This is a genomic window from Planctobacterium sp. AWM4_229, assembly GCF_056160305.1.
On record NZ_JBSWWX010000004.1, the window covers coordinates 30,900 to 55,264 of the forward strand.

At 46.8% G+C, this 24,365-nt stretch carries 25 protein-coding genes; 7 read left to right on the plus strand and 18 right to left on the minus strand.

Annotated features, from left to right (window positions below):
- Positions 1-31: 31 nt before the first annotated feature.
- Genes ACXAGP_RS09450 through ACXAGP_RS09475 form a run of 6 tightly spaced genes read right to left on the minus strand, consistent with a single transcriptional unit; the run spans position 32 to position 4,129 of the window.
- Positions 32-721: an energy transducer TonB gene (locus tag ACXAGP_RS09450; RefSeq protein WP_475261002.1), complete on the minus strand. Its 690-nt coding sequence runs from the start codon at positions 719-721 to the stop codon at positions 32-34.
- 1 nt (position 722) lies between these two features.
- Entirely contained in the window at positions 723-1,133 is a 411-nt protein-coding gene (locus ACXAGP_RS09455) for an ExbD/TolR family protein (protein WP_475261003.1), read from the minus strand.
- Entirely contained in the window at positions 1,130-1,663 is a 534-nt protein-coding gene (locus tag ACXAGP_RS09460) for a MotA/TolQ/ExbB proton channel family protein (RefSeq protein ID WP_475261005.1), read from the minus strand. Before ACXAGP_RS09460 ends, ACXAGP_RS09455 begins: the two co-directional genes overlap by 4 nt.
- A gap of 1 nt (position 1,664) precedes the next feature.
- Positions 1,665-3,071, minus strand: coding sequence for a MotA/TolQ/ExbB proton channel family protein (locus tag ACXAGP_RS09465; RefSeq protein WP_475261007.1), 1,407 nt, complete (start codon positions 3,069-3,071; stop codon positions 1,665-1,667).
- Positions 3,068-3,919 carry a DUF3450 domain-containing protein gene (locus tag ACXAGP_RS09470; protein WP_475261008.1) on the minus strand — a complete coding sequence of 284 codons (852 nt, stop codon included), beginning with the start codon at positions 3,917-3,919 and terminating at the stop codon, positions 3,068-3,070. Before ACXAGP_RS09470 ends, ACXAGP_RS09465 begins: the two co-directional genes overlap by 4 nt.
- A gap of 36 nt (positions 3,920-3,955) precedes the next feature.
- A complete protein-coding gene (locus ACXAGP_RS09475) occupies positions 3,956-4,129 on the minus strand; it encodes a hypothetical protein (protein WP_475261010.1) in 174 nt (57 codons plus the stop codon).
- A 73-nt stretch (positions 4,130-4,202) separates the two neighbouring features.
- On the opposite strand from ACXAGP_RS09475, the gene ACXAGP_RS09480 reads away from it, so the two are divergent.
- Genes ACXAGP_RS09480 through ACXAGP_RS09490 form a run of 3 tightly spaced genes read left to right on the plus strand, consistent with a single transcriptional unit; the run spans position 4,203 to position 9,798 of the window.
- The gene (locus ACXAGP_RS09480; protein ID WP_475261011.1) at positions 4,203-7,952 is read left to right on the plus strand and encodes an ATP-binding protein; all 3,750 of its coding nucleotides are present in this window, start codon (positions 4,203-4,205) and stop codon (positions 7,950-7,952) included.
- Positions 7,949-8,584 carry a hypothetical protein gene (locus ACXAGP_RS09485; protein WP_475261012.1) on the plus strand — a complete coding sequence of 212 codons (636 nt, stop codon included), beginning with the start codon at positions 7,949-7,951 and terminating at the stop codon, positions 8,582-8,584. The genes ACXAGP_RS09480 and ACXAGP_RS09485 overlap by 4 nt, the downstream gene beginning before the upstream one ends.
- Positions 8,581-9,798, plus strand: coding sequence for a phosphoenolpyruvate carboxylase (locus ACXAGP_RS09490; RefSeq protein WP_475261014.1), 1,218 nt, complete (start codon positions 8,581-8,583; stop codon positions 9,796-9,798). The genes ACXAGP_RS09485 and ACXAGP_RS09490 overlap by 4 nt, the downstream gene beginning before the upstream one ends.
- A gap of 8 nt (positions 9,799-9,806) precedes the next feature.
- On the opposite strand, the gene ACXAGP_RS09495 is transcribed toward ACXAGP_RS09490, so the two are convergent.
- Together ACXAGP_RS09495 and ACXAGP_RS09500 are read right to left on the minus strand one after the other, a co-directional pair.
- The gene (locus ACXAGP_RS09495) at positions 9,807-10,538 is read right to left on the minus strand and encodes a transporter substrate-binding domain-containing protein (protein WP_475261015.1); all 732 of its coding nucleotides are present in this window, start codon (positions 10,536-10,538) and stop codon (positions 9,807-9,809) included.
- Between the two features lie 133 nt (positions 10,539-10,671).
- A complete protein-coding gene (locus tag ACXAGP_RS09500) occupies positions 10,672-12,234 on the minus strand; it encodes a serine hydrolase domain-containing protein (protein ID WP_475261016.1) in 1,563 nt (520 codons plus the stop codon).
- A 207-nt stretch (positions 12,235-12,441) separates the two neighbouring features.
- On the opposite strand from ACXAGP_RS09500, the gene ACXAGP_RS09505 reads away from it, so the two are divergent.
- Entirely contained in the window at positions 12,442-13,323 is an 882-nt protein-coding gene (locus ACXAGP_RS09505) for a GyrI-like domain-containing protein (protein ID WP_475261017.1), read from the plus strand.
- 47 nt (positions 13,324-13,370) lie between these two features.
- Here the strand turns inward: ACXAGP_RS09505 and ACXAGP_RS09510 are convergent, their stop codons facing one another.
- Positions 13,371-13,943, minus strand: coding sequence for a winged helix-turn-helix domain-containing protein (locus ACXAGP_RS09510; protein WP_475261019.1), 573 nt, complete (start codon positions 13,941-13,943; stop codon positions 13,371-13,373).
- Positions 13,944-13,996: 53 nt separating this feature from the next.
- Between ACXAGP_RS09510 and ACXAGP_RS09515 the strand changes: the two genes are divergently transcribed.
- Complete coding sequence (locus ACXAGP_RS09515; protein WP_475261020.1) at positions 13,997-15,409, plus strand: serine hydrolase; 1,413 nt, start codon at positions 13,997-13,999, stop codon at positions 15,407-15,409.
- A 69-nt stretch (positions 15,410-15,478) separates the two neighbouring features.
- On the opposite strand, the gene ACXAGP_RS09520 is transcribed toward ACXAGP_RS09515, so the two are convergent.
- Together ACXAGP_RS09520 and ACXAGP_RS09525 are read right to left on the minus strand one after the other, a co-directional pair.
- Entirely contained in the window at positions 15,479-16,420 is a 942-nt protein-coding gene (locus ACXAGP_RS09520; RefSeq protein WP_475261022.1) for a TM2 domain-containing protein, read from the minus strand.
- Positions 16,421-16,536: 116 nt separating this feature from the next.
- Positions 16,537-16,929, minus strand: coding sequence for a hypothetical protein (locus ACXAGP_RS09525; RefSeq protein ID WP_475261023.1), 393 nt, complete (start codon positions 16,927-16,929; stop codon positions 16,537-16,539).
- Between the two features lie 447 nt (positions 16,930-17,376).
- Between ACXAGP_RS09525 and ACXAGP_RS09530 the strand changes: the two genes are divergently transcribed.
- Entirely contained in the window at positions 17,377-17,667 is a 291-nt protein-coding gene (locus ACXAGP_RS09530; RefSeq protein WP_475261024.1) for a YciI family protein, read from the plus strand.
- Between the two features lie 108 nt (positions 17,668-17,775).
- Here the strand turns inward: ACXAGP_RS09530 and ACXAGP_RS09535 are convergent, their stop codons facing one another.
- Entirely contained in the window at positions 17,776-18,183 is a 408-nt protein-coding gene (locus ACXAGP_RS09535; protein WP_475261026.1) for a hypothetical protein, read from the minus strand.
- A 171-nt stretch (positions 18,184-18,354) separates the two neighbouring features.
- Here ACXAGP_RS09535 and ACXAGP_RS09540 point away from each other — a divergent pair, with 171 nt between their 5' ends.
- Positions 18,355-18,729 carry a hypothetical protein gene (locus ACXAGP_RS09540; RefSeq protein WP_475261027.1) on the plus strand — a complete coding sequence of 125 codons (375 nt, stop codon included), beginning with the start codon at positions 18,355-18,357 and terminating at the stop codon, positions 18,727-18,729.
- 3 nt (positions 18,730-18,732) lie between these two features.
- Here the strand turns inward: ACXAGP_RS09540 and ACXAGP_RS09545 are convergent, their stop codons facing one another.
- The 6 genes from ACXAGP_RS09545 to ACXAGP_RS09570 form a co-directional block, all read right to left on the minus strand.
- Positions 18,733-20,001, minus strand: coding sequence for an ATP-binding protein (locus tag ACXAGP_RS09545; RefSeq protein ID WP_475261029.1), 1,269 nt, complete (start codon positions 19,999-20,001; stop codon positions 18,733-18,735).
- A 102-nt stretch (positions 20,002-20,103) separates the two neighbouring features.
- Complete coding sequence (locus tag ACXAGP_RS09550) at positions 20,104-20,835, minus strand: response regulator (RefSeq protein ID WP_475261030.1); 732 nt, start codon at positions 20,833-20,835, stop codon at positions 20,104-20,106.
- Between the two features lie 45 nt (positions 20,836-20,880).
- Complete coding sequence (locus ACXAGP_RS09555) at positions 20,881-21,588, minus strand: hypothetical protein (protein WP_475261032.1); 708 nt, start codon at positions 21,586-21,588, stop codon at positions 20,881-20,883.
- A 130-nt stretch (positions 21,589-21,718) separates the two neighbouring features.
- On the minus strand, positions 21,719-22,150 hold the full coding sequence (locus tag ACXAGP_RS09560; RefSeq protein WP_475261033.1) for a DUF3019 domain-containing protein: 432 nt from the start codon (positions 22,148-22,150) through the stop codon (positions 21,719-21,721).
- Positions 22,138-22,938: a MipA/OmpV family protein gene (locus ACXAGP_RS09565; RefSeq protein ID WP_475261035.1), complete on the minus strand. Its 801-nt coding sequence runs from the start codon at positions 22,936-22,938 to the stop codon at positions 22,138-22,140. Before ACXAGP_RS09565 ends, ACXAGP_RS09560 begins: the two co-directional genes overlap by 13 nt.
- A 139-nt stretch (positions 22,939-23,077) precedes the next feature.
- Positions 23,078-24,364: a HAMP domain-containing sensor histidine kinase gene (locus ACXAGP_RS09570; protein WP_475261036.1), complete on the minus strand. Its 1,287-nt coding sequence runs from the start codon at positions 24,362-24,364 to the stop codon at positions 23,078-23,080.
- Position 24,365: the final 1 nt, after the last annotated feature.

The window sequence follows — 24,365 nt, forward strand, 5'->3', positions numbered from 1 at the left end:
GCCTTAGTTGTGTTTATGGGCTGAAAACGAATCATTCCGGGTAGGGTAAGTTTTGTGGATAATCCTGCCATAGCAGGTTTATCTTTTGGGTTAATACCAGATCCTGACCGTTTTTGATGTGGTCACTCACAGCGTAGCGCCATTGCTGAATGGCGCGGATCACCTCGGCTTCAAACACGCCCTTGGGGTGGGCATCTAATACTTTAATGTTGCGGGTTTTACCTGCGGCAGAAACATTAAAGGCCACTAATACCCAGCCGTTCAGCTGATGTTGCCAGGCCATTTCCGGAATATTGGGTTTGCGGGTGGCGAAGGGGGTAATTTCGATAAATCCCTGGCGTGTGTCTTCACCAAATTCCGCTAACAACTCACTGGCAACTTGCACCTGAGCAGGCCCGGCGTCAGTGGCAAATAGCGCATCAGGACTACTGTTGGAAAAGACAAACTCTTCCGGCAATGTCAGTTCTGCAATCTCCACCTGAGCCAAATTAACTACGGGCGTTTCCATAATCGGCTCCAGCACTTCTTCTGGTGGTGGTGGTTCGGTTTTGTCTGGTGGTTCACTTTGTGGAATGTGGAACAGCGCCAGCGTACCTGCATAGTCAAACTCAGGTAATGTTGGCAGAGGTTGGTTCACCAGTCGTTGAATAAATAAAAACAGCAATGTGGTTATCACAAGGGCTGCCAGCAAGCTGCTGCTATATTTGAGTGTGCTTAGCATGTTATTGCGGGTTACTGCTGTCGGTGGCAATCGCGACGTTGTCTATGCCGGCTAACCGAATTTGGTCCATTACACTCACCAGTTCGCGGGTGCGTGCCTGATTGTCTGACTGGATCACCACACTACTTTGCGGATTTTCTGCGTGTAGGCGCGCCACTATGGTGCGCACTGAGCGTAAATCTACCAGCCGTTTATCAATCCAGACATCACCTTCGGCAGTGATGGCCACAAAAATATTGGCGTTTTGAGTGGTGCCGGTTTGGGCTTGTGGCGCATTCACCTCCACACCTGATTCTTTTACGAAGGAGGTGGTGACGATAAAAAAGATCAGCATGATAAATACGATGTCCAGCATCGGCGTCATATCCAGCTCGGCCTGTTGAGTTTGGCGCTTGTGTCGGTGATAACTCATCGCTGTTGCTCCGCTTGTGTGTTGGCCACCAGGTCTTCCGCCAAAAGCAATTCCTGCAACTGCGCTTTTTGGCTAAATCGCATAGCAAAATAATAGCCTGAAAGTCCGGTTACTAATCCCGCCAGGGTGGGTAAAATGGCGCGGTAAATGCCGGCGGAAATGGCTTTTATCTCACTATTGCCATTGATGGCGATGGAATCGAACAAGCTGATCATGCCCGTGACTGTGCCGGTTAACCCGATCAGTGGACAGAGCATGATTAGGGTATTGATGAGCTTTAATCTGGCGTGCAACAGCAGGGATAAATCACATAAAAACTGTTGCCGAATAGCCCGTCCCGGTGGCGAGTCGTGAGCGGGTAATCGGTGCCATGCCTGTACCTTGGCGCTTCGCGCTTTAGGATATTCAAAACGGTAGAAAAAGCCACGCTCAAAAATACACAACCACAGCAGCAAGCTGGTGACAGCGACGGCCCAGAGTACTGGTCCACCTTGGGCCATAAAGCTCATTAAGCTGTTATACAAGCTCATGTTACTGTCCTGCTGACGTTTTTAAGGGCAAAGGTTGTTCTTGAGCTTCACTCAGGTATTGCGCCAATAACCCTGCGCTTTGCTCATCTAAGCGACGAATTATGCGCTCTGCCAGACTACTCACCAGGCTGTGGCCGAACAGCAAAGGAATGGCTACAAGTAAGCCTAATACCGTTGTAACCAGCGCCTGCGAAATACCACTGGCCATTAGTTTTGGATCGCCACTGCCAAAGAAGCTGATGCTCTGAAAAGTCACAATCATACCCGTTACGGTACCTAAAAGCCCCAACAAAGGCGCGGTAGCTGCCAGTAGTTTGAGCAAGTTGTGCCCCTTTTCTAGTTGATTGACCTCTGTAAGTACTGCCTCGTCCAGGTGTACTTGCGCCATGGTCATAAAGTCGTTGGCCTGGTCCTGACTTTGCTTATCTGATTTTAGTGCCAATACCCGCAATAAAATGCGCCCCAGAGCATTGTTTGAACGCGGTGTTTGCAATGCTTTGAGCTGCTTGCTGAGCAGCTGCTGTTGCCAAAGTAATGACCCACTGCGCCACAGAATGATAAGCAAGCCCAAAGCGCCTAGTGACAAGATAATTTTGCCTATCACGCCGCCTTGCTCCAGACGTTGTTGCCAGCCAGGCGTCCAGTCCAGCAAATTCAAAAGCGCACCCTTGCTGGGATCCACATACAGGGTATCCAGTGTTTGGGTAGCGGTAAACCAGCGTTGGTTCTGACGGGATTGCGTTGAATCTTGTTCGGTGAGCAGCAGCTCCTGAGTTTCGGGTACGAAGCGCAAAAACTGGCCAGTTGCGTAGCTGCTAAAGCTGCCCACCTGAATAACAGACTCATTGGTAATTGCACCACTGGGCTGTACTACAGGTGCATCGAATTGCTGAATTAAGCCTGCTTTTGTCATCTCTTCTTGCACCAGCAACCACAGCTGCTCCATCTGCTCAATATTGGCGTTTTTTGCCCCGGAAAGTCGTTCCAATACCTTCTGGCGTTCAGGAAGTTGCATGCTGATAGGTGAGGCATTCAGCGCGCTACTGAAATCCCCTGCCATTTGTCTGAATACACTGTCCAGGTCGCCTATCTCTGCTTTGCGCTGTTGGATTTGTGCTTGCAATTCGGCAATGCGTTGTTCATTGGCCATGGTAGTTTGTTTCAGCGGATTGTTTTGTCGTTGAAAGCGCTCAAAATCGGCTTTGGCTTGTGCCAGCAATTGCGCCTGTTGGTTTTTAGCCTGTAAAAAGCGTGTTTCGCGCTCTTGAATGCGTTGTTTTTCCTGTTGTCGTTCTTCGATGACCTTTTGTAGCAATGATTGGGTATCGCTGTTGTCCTGCGCCAGCGCGGGTATTGACAAGCCAAGGTGAAACAGGACACAGGTTATAGTTTTTAGTCGCTGTTTCATTGTGCGCTCCCTTGTTTTGCCCTGGGTGTTGGCAGTGGTAAGGCAAGCAAATCGGGAGCGACGCGTTCTGCGGCCACTTGAATAGCCTGTTGGATTTGACGGTTAAACTGTGTCGCTAATGGTTGCCAGGTTTTAGTTTCCTGATCCCACTTAGCACTTTGGGCACCATCAGGGGTTTGGTAATACAAGGCCACCCGACCCAACCGGAAAAAGTTCACGGCTAGTGGCTCAGCCTCTGCTCGCTCACCGTCTGTTTGATTTATGGTACTGCGCCAGGTTTCAATACTGCGGCCATAATCGTATTCGATTTGCCATACTTCCATCAGTAATCGGTACTTTTCCGGTAGAGATAAACTGCTACTATTCACACGTTGCCGCAGTTGCTGCACACCGGCGAGCCGTTCCTGTTGTTTGAAGGGCAAATCGACGGCGACAAATTCCTCCAGTGCCACCAACATACTCTGCATCAGAGGCATTAGGGTGAGCTCCAGATAAGCCAGCTCTTCTAGCTGCTGCTCAAGATTGGCGATCTCGGTTTTTTGTTCTGTGGCTAGTTGTTCTAATTGAAACTGATAATACTGCTGGTAGTCGTTGCGCTGCATGATGTCCTGATATTCTTGCAGTAACTTGCGGGTAGCATTGTCTAATTGCTCCACCGTTTGTTGTGATGCACTCAGGCTTGCGTGGGTTTCTGCCAAAATGGCTTTTTCTTGTTCCATGCTCTTTGCCGCTGTATCTTGTGAGGCCTCCAGGGCTAGACTAGAGTTGCACAAAATCAGACCAGCCAACAGAAGGTGAAAGGTCCGCCGCAATGGCAATTTTTGACAGTTTTTATTGGTATTTAGCAAGTGACTCTTCCATAAATCAAGGGGAGCAAATTACCCCTACTGTACGAGATATTGATTCAAATTTAAACAGGTGTTTAACTTGCTTGCCACCGATAGTGAGCCTCTTGGGATGAGTGGCAGGGATCGACGGATGCCCGGACCGGCCAGAGCGCCAAAATATACAATAAACAAAGGTAAATCCGGGCATACAAGTGCCTTGAAACCTGGCATAATTACCTCCATTTAGAAAACAGTAGCGCGTCAATGAAAACGCCCGTTCCGCATATCTTTTCTTAGGACACCTATGCCTGGTTTACAACGAATTATTCTTATCGATACGCACCTGCCCGGGCGCGTCGAATTAAAACTGCAGGGCCACACCAATATTTGTGGTACCAATGCCTCTGGTAAAACCACCTTACAGCGCCTGGTTCCGGTATTTTATGGCGAATCTCCCAGCCGCGTGGTACCAGCCACTCGCGATAGTTTTGAGCGTTGGTATTTACCCCGTGAATCCAGCTTTATCATTTATGAATATTGTCAGCACGAAGACAACGTCTGTCAGCTGGTTTTGTCTTCTAACGGCACAGGAGTGCAATATCGTTTAGTGGCCAAGCCCTTTGCTCTGGACGACTACGTGTTTGAGCACAAGCCGGGAGAATTCACTTCGCTCACCATGTCGGAGCTGGGCAGGCAGTTTAAGAAGCAGAATATTCTGGTGTCTAACCTGATGAATAACAAAGCGTTTCGCGGTGTCATTCAAAATGATCGCACCCTGATGAATAGCTGCCCCGATTCACGGGATCTGATGGGTTACGCTCGCGTCTTCAGTTTATGTGCCGCTAGTCAGCACATGCGCCATATTGAGAAGTTGGCGCGCGCGGTGCATTCCAAAGAAGGTAAGATGGAAACCATCAAAACCATGATTGGTGCCATCCTGGAAGAAGACGGTGTACAGCCGCCGGTTTCCAGTTTAAAACCCGCCCATGTGGATAACTGGATCCGCGAATGTCGTTTGATTCAGGAATTTGATGCTATTCGTCCTGAATTTGCCAAATTGCAGGAAACCGAGCAGCAGTTACAGCAAACCGAACAACGCCTTGGGGCCATTGAAGTACAGATCGATCAGGACGTGGCCATTCTCGCCGCCAACCTGGTAAAGCTGAAAGATAAGCTGGAAGGCTTAATCGCGGAAAATAAGGTGGCCGATGCCCAGTGGCAACAGCTTCGTGACGAACTGAACCAGCAGTTATCGGAAGCCAAAGCCGATACTCAAAAGTTTGAGCGGGACCTCAATCAAATCGAAGATGAATATGATAATTGGCAAGATCAGAACATCGATACCCTGCAACAAAATCTGCAACAGTTACCACAATGGCAGGATGAGCAAAGCACCTTAAGTGGCCGCTATGCATTACTCACTGAAAAACATCAGGATATCGAAGCCACCTACAACCGTCGTATCGCTGAAATGAGTGAAAAACTCAGTGCCCAGTTGGATGAATTAGGCGAGGCACAGTTGCAGGAAAGCGAACACAAAGCCCAGCTAAAATCCGATCAGCAACTGGCACTACAATCCATTCAGAGCCAGTGCCGTGAAGAGATTCACGAACTGAAAGACAGTTATGCCCAGCAAAAAGCACAACTAAAAATTCAGGAGACGGAAGCTACTACTCGTCTGCAAAGTGCCGGATTTACCGAATTTGAACAGAATCAATTAGAGCTGCAAGACGCCGCCACCCGAGAAGCGTCTGAAGCGGAAGACGCGGTGCGTCAGCGATTAACCAGCATCGATAACCAGCTGGAAAGCAGTATAAAAGCGCGCGCCAGTATCGATACTGAACTGCAAGAAGTGCGCAAACAATACCAAGCGAAAGAGCAGGAACTTAAGCGAGTAGAGGGGCTGTTGTATCCAGGTAATCATTCCTTGTTGGAATACCTGCGAGCACAGATGCCAGACTGGCAAGACACCTTGGGTAAAGTGGTGCAGCCGGAGCTGTTAAATCGCACTGATTTAAAACCCCACTTTAATGCGCAATCCGATGAATTGTTTGGCTTGAAGTTGGATCTCAGCACCGTTGCCCTTCCGGAATACGCCCAATCCGAGGTAGCTTTGCGGGAAAAGCTGGAGGTGATCCAGATCGCGTTGTCGCAATTATCTGAGCAGCAAAGTGCCATTGAGCAGCGTTTGTCTAAAGCCAGTGAAGAAATTCGCGAGCTGGAGCTGGATAAAGCCAAGTTAAAAGCGCAACTGAATACTGCGCAGTCTAACCGTCAGCGGGCGCAGCAAGACAAAGAGCAATTGTTGGCGGAATATCGCCAGGCACTGTCTGAGCGCAAACTCAACAGCAAAAAAGCCGTAAAACAAATTCAGGACAAACTCAGCAAGCTCAATCACGCTGAAGCCGAAGCGATCGAAGAATTAAACGAGCGTCAGACTCAGCAAGAGTTAGAGCAGAAATTCCATTGGGAACAGTTGATTGATGCCAGCGATGAAAAAATCCAGCAGCTCAAACAGCAAATGGCCTCGGCTAAGCGACAGGCAGAAGAAGATAAAAAAGCCTGTCAGCAATTTCTGGAAGACGAAATGGCCAAGCGCGGCGTGGATGTGGATGAAATTGGCAGCCTGAAGAAGCAATTGGAGCAGCTGAAAAAAGACATTCAGTACACGGTGAACAACAAACACAAAATTGAAGAGTATCAGCGCTGGTACAAAAACGTGTTCACTGGGCAGAAAATGCAGTGGCAGCAAAAACTCACTCAGGCCAAAAAGCAACAAGCCGATGCCCAGCGCAATCTGGAGCAGGAGCAGCAAAGCTATCAATCGGCGCGTCAGGCCCGCAAAGAAAGTCAGACCGACACTGAGCAACAACTGCGTACCCAACAGGAACAACACGATAATGCCAAGCGCATCCACAAGGCATTGGTGAAACTGCCATTACCGAAAGTGGCGGATAGCGAGGCCTTGGGTATGGCAGGCAGTGTTGCCCAGCGCATCAGTGAAAGTGATGAGTTGTTGGCGTCCTTCAGTAGCTTGGCTGATGCGGTAAAACACCACGTAGAACACTTTGATCACCTGATCGCCGCCCAATCGGGCACGGGCTTATCGGATATCTGGGAGCACGCCCGCGAAGCCTGTAGTTATAAATCTGAGCAAGGCACGCCGGTGGTGGAATACCGCAAGTTGGTAACGCATCTGGATCAGTTGCTCAATGAAGTGGTGCCGCAAAAACTTAACGGATTGAAAGAGCAGGGGCGTATCTTTGGTGCCGACTTGACTCAGTACTTCCACGTTTTGGCGGACATCGATAAGCGCATTTTAGGGCAAAGTAAACGCATCACCCGTGAGGTGGACGAAGAGCTGTTCCTGGATGGTGTCTCCGACTCAGCGGTAAAAATTCGCTCACGCATTACTGAGCTGGAATTCTGGCCGGAACTCACCCGCTTTAACGAACTACATCAGCAATGGATGAGTACCGGCGCCGACAGTTTACCGGATGAGGTTTATGGGGCCAGCATGCGTCAGGTGCTGGATATCTTAGGCCGTGCAGCCTTATCCGGTGGCATTAGCCGCTTGTTAGACATTGAGCTGCGCTTAAAAGAAGGTAACAGCGACCTGGTGATCCGCACTGACAGGCAACTGAATGAGTCTTCCAGTCACGGTATGGCCTACCTGATTTTATGTAAGTTCTTGTTGGCCTTTACCCGTTTATTGCGGGGGCATTCGGCGGCCACGGTGCACTGGCCTATCGATGAATTAGGCACACTGCACCACAACAACGTGAAGAAGATCTTTGACGCCTGCGAGAAGAACAACATTCATGTACTCGGTGCATTCCCGAATCCGGATTCCGACGTGCTGGCGCTGTTTGAAAATCGCTACATTATTGATAAAGCCAAACGTCGTTTGCAGGTGGTGCAGCCCAAAGTCAGCGCCATTTCGCAAAAGCTGCAGGAGAAAGCGAAAAACGCTTTGCGTATGTTAGATGATGAGAACCAGGATAAAAGCAACAGCGGCCAAATAGACGCTAAAACTGAGGAGACACAAGCATGATGACACAACAAGGTTTGGTGCTGGAGCAGTTGTTATCCGGTCAGTTTATTTGTGAAGTGAGCGACGAAGAAGCCTGGCGTTACTTGAGTGGTGAAAGCAACGCACAAAAAATTGAAACTCAACTCAATTTGTTAAACCGCACCCTGGCCACGGCTGCCGAGGGCGAAGTGTATTACGCTGCCTATCAGGATTTGGCGGACAAAGAGCGCAAAGTACTGAGTGGTCAGTTTCAGGATATTGCCAATAATCTGTTGCCGCTGGTGGAGTGGTTATTGCTGGTGCAAGAAGCAGCCGGCAGCGATATGCCAGTGAGTCGTGGCTTGCCGATTCGACTCAATGAATTGCAAAGCGTGATTGAGGACACACCTGCATTTGCTGAGCAGATTGAGAAGATTTCTCGTTATCGCTTATTTGGCTCCACCAGTACCACTTTGGATGGCCAAATCAAGCAGGTGTTTAAACGCCTGGTGGACCTGGGGTATCTGCTGAAACCCAATCCGGAAAAACAGCTTTTTATCGCCACCGGAAAAATTGATTATCTGTTTGAAGTATTGCGCTTTATCGATGATGCCGAGAATCTGTCGTTGTCTCAGCAAGCAGAAATGGCGGCAAAACAGGAGAGCTTGCTGTGAGTAAGAATCTGCAGCAAGCGGGCGTGCGGCTGCTCAATGCCTTGAGTCGCCACTCCGACATCATTATGCAGGCTTACCTGACGGGTGGTGTCGATGAATCACAGGTATCGCCAAAAGTACTGGACCAGCTAAAAACGCTTAATATTTTATGGCGTCCAGAACCGGATGCTGACCTGCGTCTGAAAAGCGCGGTGCGTAATCTGTTGGAGGCGGGACTCAATGATGAGCGCAACCGCCACATTAACGCCAATATCGGTAGCGCTATTGCGGCATTAACGACTCTCTCTCAGCACTACAAAGAAGCCCTGCATAATCAGCGTTTTGAACAGGCCCAGGCCCATTTAAATAACCTTACTGAACAGGTGTATGTGCTCACTGACATGCTCAGTAATGGCGTGCGGGTGTTGTTCGGACGCATCAATAACGAGTTCGGTTATGTGGATAGTCTGGATGCAAAAATTCGTGAAAACGAACTAGCGCAGTCTCAGGTGAGCGACCTGCTGAACCAGCTGGAAATGATCCGCTTTGATGAGCTGGTTCAAGTAGCAGGCAGTGATCGTGACTTGCGTCATTTGTTGGTGGTGGTTTTACAAAACAGTTTTGCCCGCTGCACTCAGGAACTGGCTATCGTTCAGGCCAAGTTATTAGAGTTATTGGGGCGCTTTCGCGAGTATCGCGGCCGTACCCGCCTGCTTAAAGGCTTTTTGCTGCACAATGAACAACAGCCAGATTTTGTGCCTTCTGACTACACTAAGATGAGCGCGGTCCCTGCACTGTTTAATGTGGCGCAAAGTATGATTCAACCTGCAGCGGTGGATGTGCACAACAGCGAACACGAACTGGATTTACAGGCCATTGTTAGCAGTATCCGGGATTTCCGTCATCTTAAAAAAGCCCAGCCAGAGCGTTCGGCCCGCAATATTAAGATTGAAGAGCAACAGGAAGTGGCCTTGGATGAGGATAAGCTGAGTAAAGCGGTAGATGCTTACTTCTGTGAGGTGATCGAAAGCGGCGCTTATATTACGGCACTGGATTACCATCACCAGCAACAGCTGGAGTTTGACCCCGAAGCCTGGTTGTATCAGGTGATTGGCGGTTATGAAGGTCTGTCGGAAGAAGAGCAGCGCTACTTTGCTATGGACGCTTTAGGTGAGCCACATCCTATCTACAATGGTAATTATTTGATATCCGATGTGGTATTGGGCCTGCGATGATTCGGGTGTTATAAACCCAAATGTTGCAAGGCAGGTGTTTGTGCCAATTGCTTAAGCACCTGCAGTATCTCCGCTTCACGTTGCATTAATGGTGATTGTGGATTTATGGCGAAGTAAACCGAATCGTCTTGAGAAGGCAATAGCTGGTAACTGACTTTATCTTGCATCTCTGGCCAGTCGGCCAGCACCAGCTTGCCAGTTTCTGTGGTGGCTAATACGCCACTTAAGCGATGTCTGGCCAGCATCTCAAACCCCACACCCACTGAAGTGATAGGGGTTAATCGGCTCTCCAGTTCAGTGCTTTTTACATCATCCGGCAAGGCAAAAGCGCGATGCATGCCGATAACTTCAGTGCTGCCTAGTTTGGAGATATTAAAAATCGGGTAGTCGTCTTTTAAGTAAAAAATCGCCAGCGGTGTTTTTTGTCGATAGGGGATCAGTGTGAATTTACTGGCTCTTTCTTCGGTGAAGATCAAACCCGCCAGTACATCAATTTTTTGTTGTTCCAGCAACTTCATGCAGCGTACGAAGGGAGCGCGAACGGACATGTCTAAGGTTAATCCCAGACCTTCTACAACCCGGTACAAGGTTTCAATATTGCGGCCATTAAAGACAAGCTCACTCGCTTCGTTTTGATGATAAGGCGTGTAGTCGGTGCAGGTGGTGACAGTTTGCTTGGTATCAGCAAAACTGAGCGTGCAATTTAACCACAATAAAAGCAAGACAAGTGGGCGTTTCAATTAACAATGCGTCCCTGAGCAATGAATAGTTAAATCATACCTGTTGTGGACACTAAGTTCGACCATTACAAAACAAAAGAAAAATGCCCCCACATCCCTGTGACTGGCATTAATCTGCTTTGACTTTTAGTTATTAGTCGAGAATGATCTTGCTGGTGGCAGAGGTGGTTCTCAGTTGTTTGGCTGCGGCCGGGCGCTCGGAGGTTTCGCTACCTACTCGAATAGCCACATAGCTGCGATTGCGAATGTAGTTAGAGTCGCCATCAACCTCGTCGGCAAAGAAAGTTAAATCGGTAATGTCGCCATCGGCCGTGGCCAAAAAGGTGTTGCCACCGATTGCTTGCAATGTGGGGCTGTAAGGCACGTTTTGTGCGTTCATTTCCGGTACGTTGACGTGAAGTACACCATCTTTGTTGCTTACCTCGATAGTAACGGCTCCTGTACTATAGGTACCCACGTGTCGATCAAAATTGTCGGTATCAATCTCACCGTAAGGCATGGCTTGTGGTGTGGGTAACTCCATCACACTTTGCAGGGCCGCCACCATGGTCTCAATGTAGTAGTCGGAGTAACCGCTGCTCATAATAGATACCGCGATGTTTTCCTCTGGAAGTACCCAGAACATAGAGGTGTAACCTTCGGTATTACCACCGTGCTGCCATACAGTCATGGGATACCAACGGTTGTTATAAGCAAAGCCTTCATCAATGAAAATACCGTAACCGTAGTTAAGCGGCAATCCAGCTTGCTCCATGGACACTTGAGCTTTGGTTATTTCGGTGCGGTATTCATCGGCCAATACATCGTTATTACCGTTTATCAAAAAGTCGGCCATTTGCAACAATTCAGTGGGGGTCGACCAGGTGTATATCCCCGCTGGAATGATAGGTAGCCAGTCTTGCACCTGGTTTAAACTGGTGTAGCCCACAGGGTTGCCGTCTTCATTGCTGTATACACCTAAGGCGAAATTACCATCGTTGCCGACGTCATTTTGATGCATGGTGGTGCGCGACATGCCAAGCGGTTCAAATACCGATTGCGCCATAACATCGCGAAAATCTTGCGCTTCGACATGTTCAAGAATGGCCCCCAGGTATGAGAATCCTGGATTGTTGTAGTTAAAGAACTTGCCCGGTGCCACCATCTTGGGGTTGGCATTACCGTATTGTTGCTGCATATAGCGCATCAGTTCGCTGTTATCCGACATGGCTTGATAGTCATCCAGAAAGCCATTTTGGTGGGTCATCAGATGGTGAATATTGACGTCATTCCAGCTTTGCGACTGCTCTGCCAGATAGCGAATATCGGGCAACGTAGATGTAAGAGTATCTTCAGTCGTGACGATACCTTGCTCCACTAATTGCATAGTGGCCAGGCTGGTGAACATCTTAGTCGTGGAGCCAAGCTGGAAAAGGGTATCGGCATTAACCGGATCGCCATTTTGCCATTGATTATTGCCAAAGGCCTCGGCGTAAACCACTTCACCGTCTTTGTAGATAGCGACGGATACCGCTGCCGATTGGTTACTCTGTAATTCTGCTCTTGCAGCTTCAGCCACCGCGGCAAACTCCGAGGTGGGCTGAGTGGGCGGTGGCGGCGGTGGAGTTACGGGGGTGACTGGTGTTTCTGAAGAACCGCCTCCACAGGCGGAAAGGCCCAGTACGGCCATCGAGATAAGTGTTATTTGTTTCAACATAATGCTGCTTCCTGTGTAATGAGTGTTGACAGGAGGCAGTGTATGGTTTGCACAAAGACAATGCTGTATGCCCTTGTACCGGACTTTTTCAAAATGTATCTGATGGATACAAAATAGTTTAAAAGCGCAAAAAAGGTGAGACGAACCTGCCTTGGGCTTTGTATGCTTAGTAGTAGATAAACTGTGTATCTAACTCAAGGTGTATAAATGACGTGGGCAAAGCGGCTCTCATCAGTACTGGACTACATCGAAGCCAATCTGGATAGCGACATTGAAATAGACGTTATGGCCGAACGGGCTAGTGCCTCTTGGTATCATTTTCATCGGGTATTCTCTGGTGCCTTTGGAATAACTCCAGCCGAATATGTGCGTTGCCGGCGACTAACCATGGCCTGTGAAGAGCTGAAAAACTCAAAACAAACGGTATTAGCTATCGCAGCAAAGTATGGCTTTGATTCCCCCAACGCCTTTACCCGTGCCTTTAGGCAGTTTCACGGGGTGAACCCTAATCAGGCTCGTAGTGACGAATTCCTGGCCGAGGGCTTTTATCGCCACCAGTTAGCACTGCCATTCGAAGGAGAGATCACCATGCAATATCAACTCATCAATAAACCAGCGTTTAAGGTGTTGGGAAAGACTCAGTCATTTGAATTTGATTCTTTTGCTAAAAAAGCCCCAAAATATTGGAAGGATTATGTTGCCGGAGAGGAATATTCGGATTTGATGACGTTTTCTCAGGGACGCGCCGGCATCGTTTCGCAAGCACCTTTGATGTCGATATATCAACCGGATGAATCTGGCAACAGGCAACAATTTACCGATACGCTCGCGATTGAGGTCGACGCTAATACGGCACCTGATAAATTTAATCTTATTGAGATCCCCGCTGCCACTTATGCAGAATTCCATTGTACCTATTACACAGCCGTACAAACTAATAAAGCCATTTATGGAAAGTGGTTTGCTGAAAATAGTTTTGAGCGGGATGGTAATAAACCCGATATCGCAGCTTATTTTCCTGTTCCGTTCAGGCCACTAAAAGAGATGAAAATTCGTTGGTGGATCCCGGTGATGGCAAAAAACACCTAACTCTGTAAGTAACCATATAGCTGAACCTAATTCAATTAATTGTTACTTCAACTACAATCATCCTCCCGACACTTTTCGATTGTAGTGGTGCCCGAGACTTTACCGTTCTGGTCATATTCTTCTTCTTCAACAGAAATTTGAATATCCGTCATTAGCAAGCCGATAAGTAGTGCAATCAGCGTTGCCAGACAAAAGCCACATACAAAGCCTTTGAACGGGGTATCGATTAATGGCTTTACCGGTACAGGTTGCCCAGGTTGCTCCGGTGTAACTATGGCAACCTTGGAGGTTGTCTCTGGTTTAGTGAGTAGCTGGTAACCGATTTTGGGGATCGTTTTAATATTGATGGCTTCCCCGAATAAGCGACGCAAACGCGAAATGGCCTGAGTCAGGGCTTCATCTGATCCCGTTTGACCCCACACCCCATCCAGTAATTGTTCACGAGTCACCACGCTGTTGTAATTCTCGATCAATACCTCAAGTGCCGCAGCGGCTTTAGGCTCGAGGCGGATAGTTTCGCCTTGCACAAGCAATTCACGTTCGTTGCGAAGGTATTGTATTTGCCCAAAATAGAGTTTGGGAAATGTTGCAATATGTTTGGAAATTGTTTCGTCAGGCATTGATGTTCGTTTTGATCTGGAATAGCACTATCGAAGCTATAGGGTTATAAAAAATGCACAAAGTTCTATTCATACTATTCAATTTATTGTTTCTTTCCAACAGCCTATCGGCGGTAGGCGTTGGCAAATACTCCCTCGACCCAGAGCATGTTTCACAGCTTAAAAGTGATCTGAAGGCATCGCAGTTTTCTGGTTTCGTGACGATTGCCGATAAAAACTCAATATTGTTGCAAGAAGCATTTGGTTTGGCCAATGTTGAATCTCAGACCCTTTTCAATGAAAACACCCAAATTGATATAGGTTCTATCAGTAAAACTTTCACTGGTCTGGCGGCCACTAAACTGATTGATGTCGGAAAACTGAGCCCCAATGATACACTAAGTTGGTATTTTGCTGATGTGCCAAAGGATAAAGCATCTATCACCATCCATCAGTTATTGACCCATAGTGCTGGATTTCCCGGCGCAGTGGGTGGGGATTATAATTTTGTTAACCAAACAGAGTTCGTCGAACTGGCGTTAAATTCATCTTTGCTATTTGAACCCGGAAACGGCTATGAGTACTCCAATGTTGGGTTTAGTCTCGTCGCGGCCATAATCAGTAAAATCACTCAACAAAATTATCAAACCTGGTTGCAGGATTTGGTGATTAAGCCACTGAAATTGCAAAATACTGGGTATGCCTCTGTATACAATCCGCTAATTGCCGAGAGTAATATGGATGGAGACATACTGGCGCAAGCCTCATGGGGCGGCGAAAAACCGGGGTGGCACCTGATAGGCAATGGCGGCATGATCTCCACTGCAACTGATCTGGTGCAATTGGGGCGGATGATGCTTCAAACACCCAATCAAACTATGTTGCAACCTTATGTTCAAGAAGCAGGTGCTATGTCCCATTATGGCTATGGCATCGTACTGGAGGAAGATCCGGTGCTGGGCAAAATGCACTGGCACAATGGCGGCAATAACTACTTTTACACCGATTTTTATACGCTGCCCGAGCAAGAGTTGGTGGTGATTTTACACAGCAATGATCCTATGACGCAAAGCGGAGCAACCGGTCGCTTACTGGCAACCTTACGAGGCAAGCCTTTACCTCAGGTTTCTGATGCGACCACACTGCCAACAATCCCGCTAGATTCAAAAACAGGTAAATTGGCCCGGGCGTTTCTCGATGCAATAAAACAAAAAAGCAGTGATACCTGGAAAACGCTGCTAACGAATTCTGCGCATCCAGCGTTTTTAGCTATGGCACCGATGGAGGAGCATGCGCAAACCCATACTATGCTGCACGAGGAATTTAAGTCTTACGAGTTTCTCGGCTTCAGAGAGCTACAAGCTGACAATGGCGGCATTGCCGAATTGGTGATCAAAACTAAACCAAACAACGCGACCTATACGCTCTCGGTGCACTATAAGTATGTAGAAGACGAGCCTGTGCTCACGGGCATCGGTATTGAATAGCGATTTTGATAATGACAAGCAATGGGGCATGCCGGGATGCCCCATAAAACTAGTTCTAAACATAGCTTGTCAAATACCACCCGTGACCCGCAAACCAACATAGATAGCAATTATACAGGCAACACTTAGCAACCAAATCACCCAATCTTTGCGGGATAGTAGTATCTGGGTGGTAAGTAAAGCGCCAACCGGAGCGACAAATATATAGGTAAAAATCAGTGTTTGTATGAACTCTGCAAAGGCCAAAGCCAGGCCTTCCGCCAGGGAATCATACTGGGCGATTTCCATGAGATCAGACACAAAAAACAGTAGCGCAAAGACAATCCCCATCTCCAAGTAAAGTCGCACTTCAGCCCGTGCTTTGGGGCGAAATGGTGCGATGAATACGCCATAAAGCGGGCGTAAGCCCAAAAGCCAGATATTACCGGGGTCCACATGGTAGTAATAGAGCCTGAGTTTGTGCACCCAGCGGGTTAAACTGGCCACTATTGGAATTTTGTGAGTTAGCTGTAATCGAGCGGCGGTGAGTGAAGCGATGATGAATACAATGAGTATGATGGCGGGTTCATAGGTTCCTGTTGGCCCAGTGATCACTCCTAAGCAGAATCCAATGAGGCCCAACAAAAATAAGCTACCATAAACTCTTCCCTTAGAGTTTCTGCGGGGGAACCAGTGGGGGAGTTCGTTTTTTAAAACTTCCTGTTTCTCCGGGAAGAAGACTAGATCTAATGGAGGTTGTCCTGCTTCCAGGCGTTGTTGCTGTTTTTGCTTGTACTGGGACACCATTTTTTTAATGCAAAACAAGTCTATCAGCCACCATATTGTTCCACCTCCGCCCGTCACTAGCATCAATGCACCAGTAAAGGTTTTGCCGAGGTAAAATCGGTGCGCGCCAATCAAACCAAACACTATCGCTAAAGGCAGTGCAATAGATAGGTATTTGGGCCTTGGACGATAAAGCTCTTCTACCACTTGTCTGGAAAAATCGGGATCGGCGTTGAGGGCTTTCATAAACAAATTTTAAACACGTTTGGTGAAAACCCCTAATGCGAACTCGTCAGAACCGTCTGACTACTATCAAATGGTGAGTACCAACCCGTTTTGGCAAGGGGATTTAGCTAAATGCTTTAGTCGCAGGCAAATTCTAATCCCGCAAAAGCGACGATCGGTTGTTTTGAACTGTTACTCTGACTTGGATAAAAGTCCTGTTTTTGCAGCGCCTTCTTAACCAAGCTCTCCATCGGGATATCGATATTTGATTTCAGGATTTCAACATTGTGAACATCGCCGTTGGAATCAATCAAATACTTTGCTTCGATTTTAATTCTCTTCCCTTTCATGAGCCTATATTGCTCTCTCGTTAAATACCTCAGAGGTTGCACTTTTTTATCTGACAACCAATAGTCGCTGAGAGACTCGTATTGAGTAATGGGGGGTTGATTCAGGTAAGGCTCAGAGGGGCCTGTAGTGGCACAAGCACTAATAATAGTAATAAGAAGAGATACAAAAATGAGTCGCATAAAAATCCTTTTTCCCATAGCCGATATAACCAAGCGCCTGTTTCAGTTTACGAAAATATAGTATAGTAAATTTACCCTTCATACTACCGTTTGCCGTTACTTTTTGTCTTCAATGCTGCCCTGATATCTGTCTTACAATCAAGCCACCACATGAATGACTTGTGAGTATCTATACCAATAAAAACCATCATGCTGATCTCCGCTTAGTGGTTTAACGATACTATTTATGGCTCTGGCTTGTCAGCTAATCCGCGAATTGGAAGTCAGCACTTCGTGGAGAGTAATTGTGTCTAAGAGCGATGAAAATTCGCTGGTGGCCCCCTGTTGTAGGGAAATAATCTTCATTTTGGCGCACATATCTGTGTTAGGCTGCGATTTTTTGGTGGCAGCAGGAATGTCGTTAGCCGTTTTGGCCTGGTTTATTCAGAGATTTATCAAGGGATTTTTATGTTTATTGTGTCTTTAACCTACAAAGTGCCACTCGAGTGCGTCGAACAATTTCTGGCAGAGCATATCGAGTATTTAGATGCGCAGTATGCAAAAGGCCACTTTATCTTGTCCGGACGAAAAGAACCCAGAACCGGGGGCGTGATTCTCGCTAACATGAGTGATATTGAGAAGCTGAACGAGGTATTGGCAGATGATCCTTTCCATCGGGAAGATTTGGCCAGCTATGAAGTGATAGAAATGCTACCGAGCAAGGCCGCAAAAGAACTAGTCCACCTTATCGACGTATAGCTGCTCGCCAATCCAAGGGAGGGTTGTGATGTCTATTGTGAAAGTATCAATACACCCACCAAATAGTGGCCCTTTAACACGGTGTTGATGGGTGTAGATAAGGTACATTTATTCAATAATGTAGGTGGATTCGACGGTGTTGTAGCCACGCTGTTGCATACAATTGATAACGATATTCTTGCGTTCTGTTCTGGCTTGAAAGGCACCGTCAGCCGTAGCTACCGCTCCGCCGATGAGGGCGCCACCTATAATGTCTCCGCGGTCACCACCTGAACCAAGTAGTGCGCCTACGGCCGCGCCAATGGCTGCATCGGCTTTCGTTTCGTCATTGAGGTATTCGCGTTGTCGGGCTACATCTTGACATTGAGCAAGGTCTGCTTCGTAATGTGTTAGATCACCACCATCTACGATTGGGCGATAGTTGGCACCGTTTTCCATCGTGGCACACCCACTGAGAATAGAGAGCAGTGAGGCTGTCACAATAAGGGCGCTGCGTTTGATACTTGATGTTGTCATGATATTAATTCTCTCATTGATTGGGTCCGATAAATCATGACAAAGCACAGCGTTCAAATCCGTCTTAATGTGTTGAATAACTGTCAAATTTTGTCAAGGTTAAAGAGGCTTTTTTACACAACGTTACATCTTTGCAACGGGTTTGTGCGATACTAGCGTTAAGTTAATCTGTTGCCATTTGTGATAGTGTTTTTATCTGACATTAAGTTTTTCGCACCCGCCTTACTTTTCGTGGTTTCGGGATGCACTTCTACCGGGCTAGAGCATCGGCCTGTGGTGAGCAATACTGATCTTGCCAACTATGAAATGGATTTGAAAACCTGCCGAGAGCAAGCTGCAAAAAGCGATGAACTCGACGTTTCCACTGAAGCGGGATTATTGGGTGCCGTAACCGGTGCATTGTCTGGGAATGGAGAGCTTGGCAATACTGTGGTGGGAGCTGTTGTCGGCGCTGCAGGTGGCGCACTGTACACAAAAAAAAGACAAAGAGATTTTATTATTTCCTGTATGCAAGATAAGGGGTATAACGTGGTGGCTGGAGATTGATGCCTAATATTTGTGCTGGTTTCTGTGCAGTGGCCAATTCAGGATAAACCGAGCGCCTTGCGGTTCCGCATTCTCCACCCTAACCGTGCCATGATGCCATTCCATGTAACGGCGCACAATCGCCAATCCCAAACCAATTCCACCAGAGCTTCTATCTCTACTGTTGTCTAATCTGACAAAGGGATCAAATAAGGATTGCCAGTTTTCCTGTGGAATGCCCGGACCATCATCTTCTACCCAAATTTCCACGTCTTTATCCCGGCTGTCTATTCGAATGCGAATAGCACTTTTGGCGTATCGAATGGCATTGCGTAATAAGTTATCTAACACCCGATTGATACCTTCTCTGTCGCATTGAGCCTCGACGGAGGAGCCATGTTGGCAATCAATGTTGAATTCGATATGGCTTTCTAACATTTCAAACTTGGCAACCACTTCTTGTACTAAAGGTAACAAGTGGACAGGCAAAAAATCTAACTTTGGCTCATCACGGTCGAAACGTGCGTATGTGAGTAGTTCATCCACTAAACCATCTAACTCTTCAATGTTACTGTCCATAGCAGCAAAATAAACTTCGCGTTTTTCTGCATCGGATAGTTCGCGCGTCATTTCCATTGCAAAACGTATCCGAGCGATAGGCGTCCGCAGCTCGTGTGATACGGCATGGGAGAGTTCTTTATGTGAGCGTATGAGGCGTTGAATGCGTCCTGCCATGTCATTAAAGCGTTGTGCTACAGGCAGCAAAGGACGTGCAATTTCCATTGTGACACGAGTGGAGAAATCGCCTTCGCCAAAACGTTGCGCTGCACTGGTAAGTGTGACTAAGCCTCGAGAAAGAGGCCAAACCCAAATAAAAACAATTAATGCCAGAATTAACAGAAAAACTGCACTAAATAGGGTATTGGCTGCGGAAGTTTCTTGTTTTATCGGCCCCAATAAGATGATGTTATTGCTATTATTGTAAGCTTGTAAAAACCAACTCAAACCTGTTTTGTCATCGATTACAGACACTTGCCCGCCCTGACGCAGAAATTGTTTCTGTTGCTCTGTGAGCGTTTGCGCGTTTTGCGCCAAGGTATTGAGCAATTCGGTTTCATTTACGAGCGCGACAGGATAGCCAAAACTGGGTGATAAAACTCTTATGTATTCTTGCTGACTTTCCACAGGCAAACGCGCTAATTCATGGTTCAGGAGATAAAGTGTGCCGCGATGAAGATCGAGATCAGTGACAACTTGCTGTTCATTGGCAAACTGATTGTAAAGCTGATCCACGCTCCAGCCGAAACCGACAAATGTCAGCAGAAGTAAAAGATATAATCGAGCAAATAGGTTTTTCATTAAAACGAAAGTTATTCAGCAGTGGCGTATAGCAAATCAATCCCAAGCATCAGAAACAAAAAGATAGCCTTTCTTCCAAATTGTCTTGATGCGTTTGGGCTTTACGGGATCATCACCTAGTTTTTTCCGTAGGCGTGAGACGAGCATGTCAATTGTGCGATCCAAGCCATCATAACCAAAGCCTCGTAATTGGTTCAGGAGATTATCTCTCGATAACACCTTATCCGCATTTTTTGAAAAATGAATCAATAAATCCGTTTCATTGGTGGTTAAATCAATTGCCTCACCAGCAAAATACACTTCTTGTTTAATGGCTAGTACCTGTAATTGGCCAAATCGAAGGTCATCGTCACTTTGCTCAGCGTGGTTATCGTTGTTTATTTGGTATCGACGCAATAAGGCATTGACCCTCGCCATCAATAGCCGCGGTTGCACGGGTTTACAAATATAATCATCTGCCCCCACTTCTAAGCCAACTACTTGATCAATGTCATCGGTACGAGCGGTGAGCATAATGACTGGAATATTGGATTGTGCACGCAATTCCCGACAGATATCTAAACCATTTTTACCCGGTAACATAATATCAAGGATCACGATGTCGGGTTTTTCTTGCACAATGCGTTGATTGGCCAAATCGCCTCGCACTTCCAAGGTAACAGAGTAACCTTGTAGTTCCAGGTAATCCTTTACCAACTGTGCTAAACGTTCATCATCTTCGACTAAAAACACGTGAATATCAGAAGATTCAACGCTAATTGAATGCATTTTGGCATCTCCAAAAAGTGCGCCGCTAAATTGCGGCGCCTGGCATTAGAATCGGTAGTTTACATACAGCGCGAGGTTTCGTCTGTGTTGTGAATCAACATTGAAGCCATTTTGGGCTGGGTCGAAGTCACTGTAGGATAAGCTCAGACCTAAATCCATGTTTTTACTGAGTGCGTAGTTGGCTCTCGTCGAAACCGTATAGGCATCGTTTTGTGTAAATCCGTCCAAATCCTTATAAGTATATCCCAAGGAGAGCGTGACATCATCAATTGGCTGGTAAAGTGTGCCAATCGAATAACGGTATTCTTTACCATTATCACCACCCTGGAAGTTCCAAAAAACGTATTCAGCGCCGTAAGTAAAAGCGAAATCAGACGAAAGTACATATTTTCCAGAGATATCCGCACCGTAACCCAAAATGTCCTCATTTCCCTGTTCTAAAGCACCTTTAAGGCCGGCTCCGACGGATAGTTCAAAACCCTGCCCATCATTCATTCTATCAAACAATCGATAGCGGACGTTGCCCAAGCCCAGTGTTAAATCATCCGTCAATCCATAAGCGATGTAAGGAACAAAATTGGTGTTATCTGCTTTACCGGTTTCACCATATACTAGCGCACCAAAAAGCTGCAATTCACCGCTTTTAAGGGTCGTTGAGCGTTCGACTAAATTTTGTTTACTCAGTTCATTTGCAGAAGCTGAAACGCTAAATATCGCCATTGCAATCGCTGAAATTACCAGCTTGTTCATCATTGAATTCCTCGTATTGATGTTTTGTCTTAGGCGTATATTAGGGAGATAAAAGGTATGAATCTTTTGGCTTTGCGTAATCTTTTGTGGGGAATATGTCAAAAACTGTCAAAGTTGGTGCATAAATACTCAATTAGAAAATGCGCCAAATGCCTCTACGTCTGCGGGCGCGCACTTGTTGTTCTATCGTTCCTATTACGTTAATTTGCGTTTCGGCAACAATGACATCTGATTCTTCTCGAATTAAGTAAATAATTTCGGATTCCCCTGAATTGAAAGAAAGTTGAAAAACCCCTGACCATTTGTTTTGCCAGCATTGCAATCGCTGTTGCTGAGAAGCGTGATAGAGACAGAAATTTCCCGCTTTAGGCACTTCCCAAACCAGTGCCACAGTGGCCGTGCAGGCACGTTGATCGTTAGGGACTTCACAAATATTCGGACTGGCAGTGAGAACTGGAATTGTCGTTTTTAGACGTATCCCTAGATCATCCGCATCCTCCGCGAGTACCATTGTCCTGAATAGTGCCAGAAGCAAAATAAAGACGAACCGCGTTAGAAACCCCATAACACACCTAGCGCAATTGTGTGTGTGCCGTTTTTTGCGGACACGATTGGGCTGTCAGTGATCCCTTTGCTAAATTTAGAATAACTAGCGAAGCCAAACAGGGTCAGATTTTCTGAAACAGGATGTTCTATGTACAGTCGAGCGGTTAATTCCCAACTTGCTCTGCCACGGTATTCTGGTCTTTCATATGTGGCCTCGTCAGGCTTTATTCCGTAGTAATAATCGGTACTCTTTTCTGAAATTAGAGTGCCTCCAATGGACGGAAGTATCAAAAAGTCAGTGGTGTAGATGGGGCGGGTATAATCGAGCGATATTACATAGCCATCATGTATTCCCAGCGCATCGTTTAATACCCTCAGTCGAACATCCGAGCTGCGCCATGTTTTGATGTATTCCAGTCCTATTTCAGCGGATTGTTTTCGGGAGTTTAGACCGTTTAAAAGGTTGCCTTGTTGTTGCTCGGCCTCAGAGATGGTGCGAAACCATGATAAGCCGACGAGGTTGAATTGTGAATTGACCGTTTTGCGTAGGGTATAACCCAAAGTCAAAGGTTGACGCCCAAACGGAGATGCCTCAAGAAAAAATTTGTCGTAGTAGATACCACCTGAAAGTAACAGGCCAATACTTAGCTCACTATCTTGCCTGTCTAAACTGTCTATCAATCCACTGAAGTTTTGAATCGAAGCTCCTAAGTCCAATTGCCATGTGAGTTCGTCAAAGTTTTTTGATTCGTCTTGCTGTGCTGCATAGGTTGGATGACTAAGCCATATTAGTCCGAGCATTGCCATACAACATTTTAACCAAGATAACATTCTGAAAAAATTTGACATTTCCGAGTCTCAAGTACATCTACACCAGATGAGTAGGCGTGAAGCTAACACTGTGGAGATAAACCTTCAATACTGTTTTATGGCTCAGACTGTTAGGTTAATTTTCAGTTTTTGGCAGTGTTAACAAAAATTCAGCCCCGCCTAATTCTTGACTATGTTTTACTGTGATATTGCCCTGATGCCAGTCTACAACGCGTTTGCAGATAGCCAGGCCTACGCCATGGCCTTTGTGTTTGCTGTGTCGACTGCGTACAAAAGGTTTAAATACATCGCTTTGCATATCTGCAGCGATGCCGGGACCATCATCTGCCACCCAAATAACCAACGCACCAGCAGAGGTTCCTATTTCAATATGTACTCTGTGTTGCGCGTGTTGTAGTGCGTTTTGTAGTAGGTTGCTGAACAGCATCTTGAGATAAGTGGGATCGCCTGAAACCATCGCTACTTTATCGTTGTTATTAAGAGTGATAGATTTATCTGCCTGTTGTTTTTTCTCCACCAGTTTGTGTAATAGTTGGCTGATATCTAAGGGCTTTTTCTCCAGCTCCAGCATGGCTTGATCTAACCTGGCGTATCCCAGCAGGGTTTCAATCAACTCCACCATGTCGTCGATGTGTTCGTTGATGCGATCTTCATAGGCCTGGCGTTTAATTGGATCGGTTTCTTCACTTAAGGTGTCCAGCCCCATACGAATACGTGCCAGAGGCGTTCTGAGGTCGTGAGATACAGCCGAACTTAAGAGTTTCACATCGGAAACCAGATCTTCAATGCGCTGTGCCATGTGGTTAAATTCGGTTTCCAAATCGCTAATGTAGGATACCTTTCCGACGTCAATCCGCTGTGATAACTCACCTTTGCCAAAAGCGCGGGCGGTTTTGCGCAGCTGCAGCAAACGGGTAATAAGGGGCTGTGCCCAAAGTAAAAACAGCAATATCAACAGAAGATAAAACAAGGAGGTAAACCAATAGCGATTGTTGGATTGCTGCGCCGTTTCTTCCAGACTGGGAATTTCCAATATTAACACAGAATCCGAATTGGGCAGTAATCTGTGAATACTGATATCAGTGTCGGATTCCAGATTTAGAGTATTCCCCGCACTTAACGACAACAGTAAGGATTCAGGCAAAACCAGCTCTGACAAGGGCAAGAGCCGCAACTGATAGCCCTCAAAGTTCTGCCACTGGTCAACAAACTGTTGGGCATTTTCGCGTTCGGCAAGCGTTGCTGCTATTTGCTTAGTGAGTATTTCGGCGTGGCGGATCTCGTCCGCAGTGTCGTTTTGAACCTCTCCCGCATATTGCTGATATACCACATCAAACACCCAACCCAGGCCAATGGTGGCAACCAATACTACTGTAATTAACGAAATACTCAGCCAACGCACT

What these genes read in the sequence shown, in the direction of transcription:
- ACXAGP_RS09450 (WP_475261002.1), bottom strand. Translation starts at nt 721, where the DNA reads ATGCTAAGCACACTCAAATATAGCAGCAGCTTGCTGGCAGCCCTTGTG.
- ACXAGP_RS09555 (WP_475261032.1), bottom strand. Translation starts at nt 21,588, where the DNA reads ATGATGAACAAGCTGGTAATTTCAGCGATTGCAATGGCGATATTTAGC.
- ACXAGP_RS09530 (WP_475261024.1), top strand. Translation starts at nt 17,377, where the DNA reads ATGTTTATTGTGTCTTTAACCTACAAAGTGCCACTCGAGTGCGTCGAA.
- ACXAGP_RS09525 (WP_475261023.1), bottom strand. Translation starts at nt 16,929, where the DNA reads ATGCGACTCATTTTTGTATCTCTTCTTATTACTATTATTAGTGCTTGT.
- ACXAGP_RS09480 (WP_475261011.1), top strand. Translation starts at nt 4,203, where the DNA reads ATGCCTGGTTTACAACGAATTATTCTTATCGATACGCACCTGCCCGGG.
- ACXAGP_RS09565 (WP_475261035.1), bottom strand. Translation starts at nt 22,938, where the DNA reads ATGGCAATGCTCGGACTAATATGGCTTAGTCATCCAACCTATGCAGCA.
- ACXAGP_RS09475 (WP_475261010.1), bottom strand. Translation starts at nt 4,129, where the DNA reads ATGCCAGGTTTCAAGGCACTTGTATGCCCGGATTTACCTTTGTTTATT.
- ACXAGP_RS09505 (WP_475261017.1), top strand. Translation starts at nt 12,442, where the DNA reads ATGACGTGGGCAAAGCGGCTCTCATCAGTACTGGACTACATCGAAGCC.
- ACXAGP_RS09560 (WP_475261033.1), bottom strand. Translation starts at nt 22,150, where the DNA reads ATGGGGTTTCTAACGCGGTTCGTCTTTATTTTGCTTCTGGCACTATTC.
- ACXAGP_RS09485 (WP_475261012.1), top strand. Translation starts at nt 7,949, where the DNA reads ATGATGACACAACAAGGTTTGGTGCTGGAGCAGTTGTTATCCGGTCAG.
- ACXAGP_RS09500 (WP_475261016.1), bottom strand. Translation starts at nt 12,234, where the DNA reads ATGTTGAAACAAATAACACTTATCTCGATGGCCGTACTGGGCCTTTCC.
- ACXAGP_RS09520 (WP_475261022.1), bottom strand. Translation starts at nt 16,420, where the DNA reads ATGAAAGCCCTCAACGCCGATCCCGATTTTTCCAGACAAGTGGTAGAA.
- ACXAGP_RS09535 (WP_475261026.1), bottom strand. Translation starts at nt 18,183, where the DNA reads ATGACAACATCAAGTATCAAACGCAGCGCCCTTATTGTGACAGCCTCA.
- ACXAGP_RS09510 (WP_475261019.1), bottom strand. Translation starts at nt 13,943, where the DNA reads ATGCCTGACGAAACAATTTCCAAACATATTGCAACATTTCCCAAACTC.
- ACXAGP_RS09515 (WP_475261020.1), top strand. Translation starts at nt 13,997, where the DNA reads ATGCACAAAGTTCTATTCATACTATTCAATTTATTGTTTCTTTCCAAC.
- ACXAGP_RS09460 (WP_475261005.1), bottom strand. Translation starts at nt 1,663, where the DNA reads ATGAGCTTGTATAACAGCTTAATGAGCTTTATGGCCCAAGGTGGACCA.
- ACXAGP_RS09455 (WP_475261003.1), bottom strand. Translation starts at nt 1,133, where the DNA reads ATGAGTTATCACCGACACAAGCGCCAAACTCAACAGGCCGAGCTGGAT.
- ACXAGP_RS09465 (WP_475261007.1), bottom strand. Translation starts at nt 3,071, where the DNA reads ATGAAACAGCGACTAAAAACTATAACCTGTGTCCTGTTTCACCTTGGC.
- ACXAGP_RS09550 (WP_475261030.1), bottom strand. Translation starts at nt 20,835, where the DNA reads ATGCATTCAATTAGCGTTGAATCTTCTGATATTCACGTGTTTTTAGTC.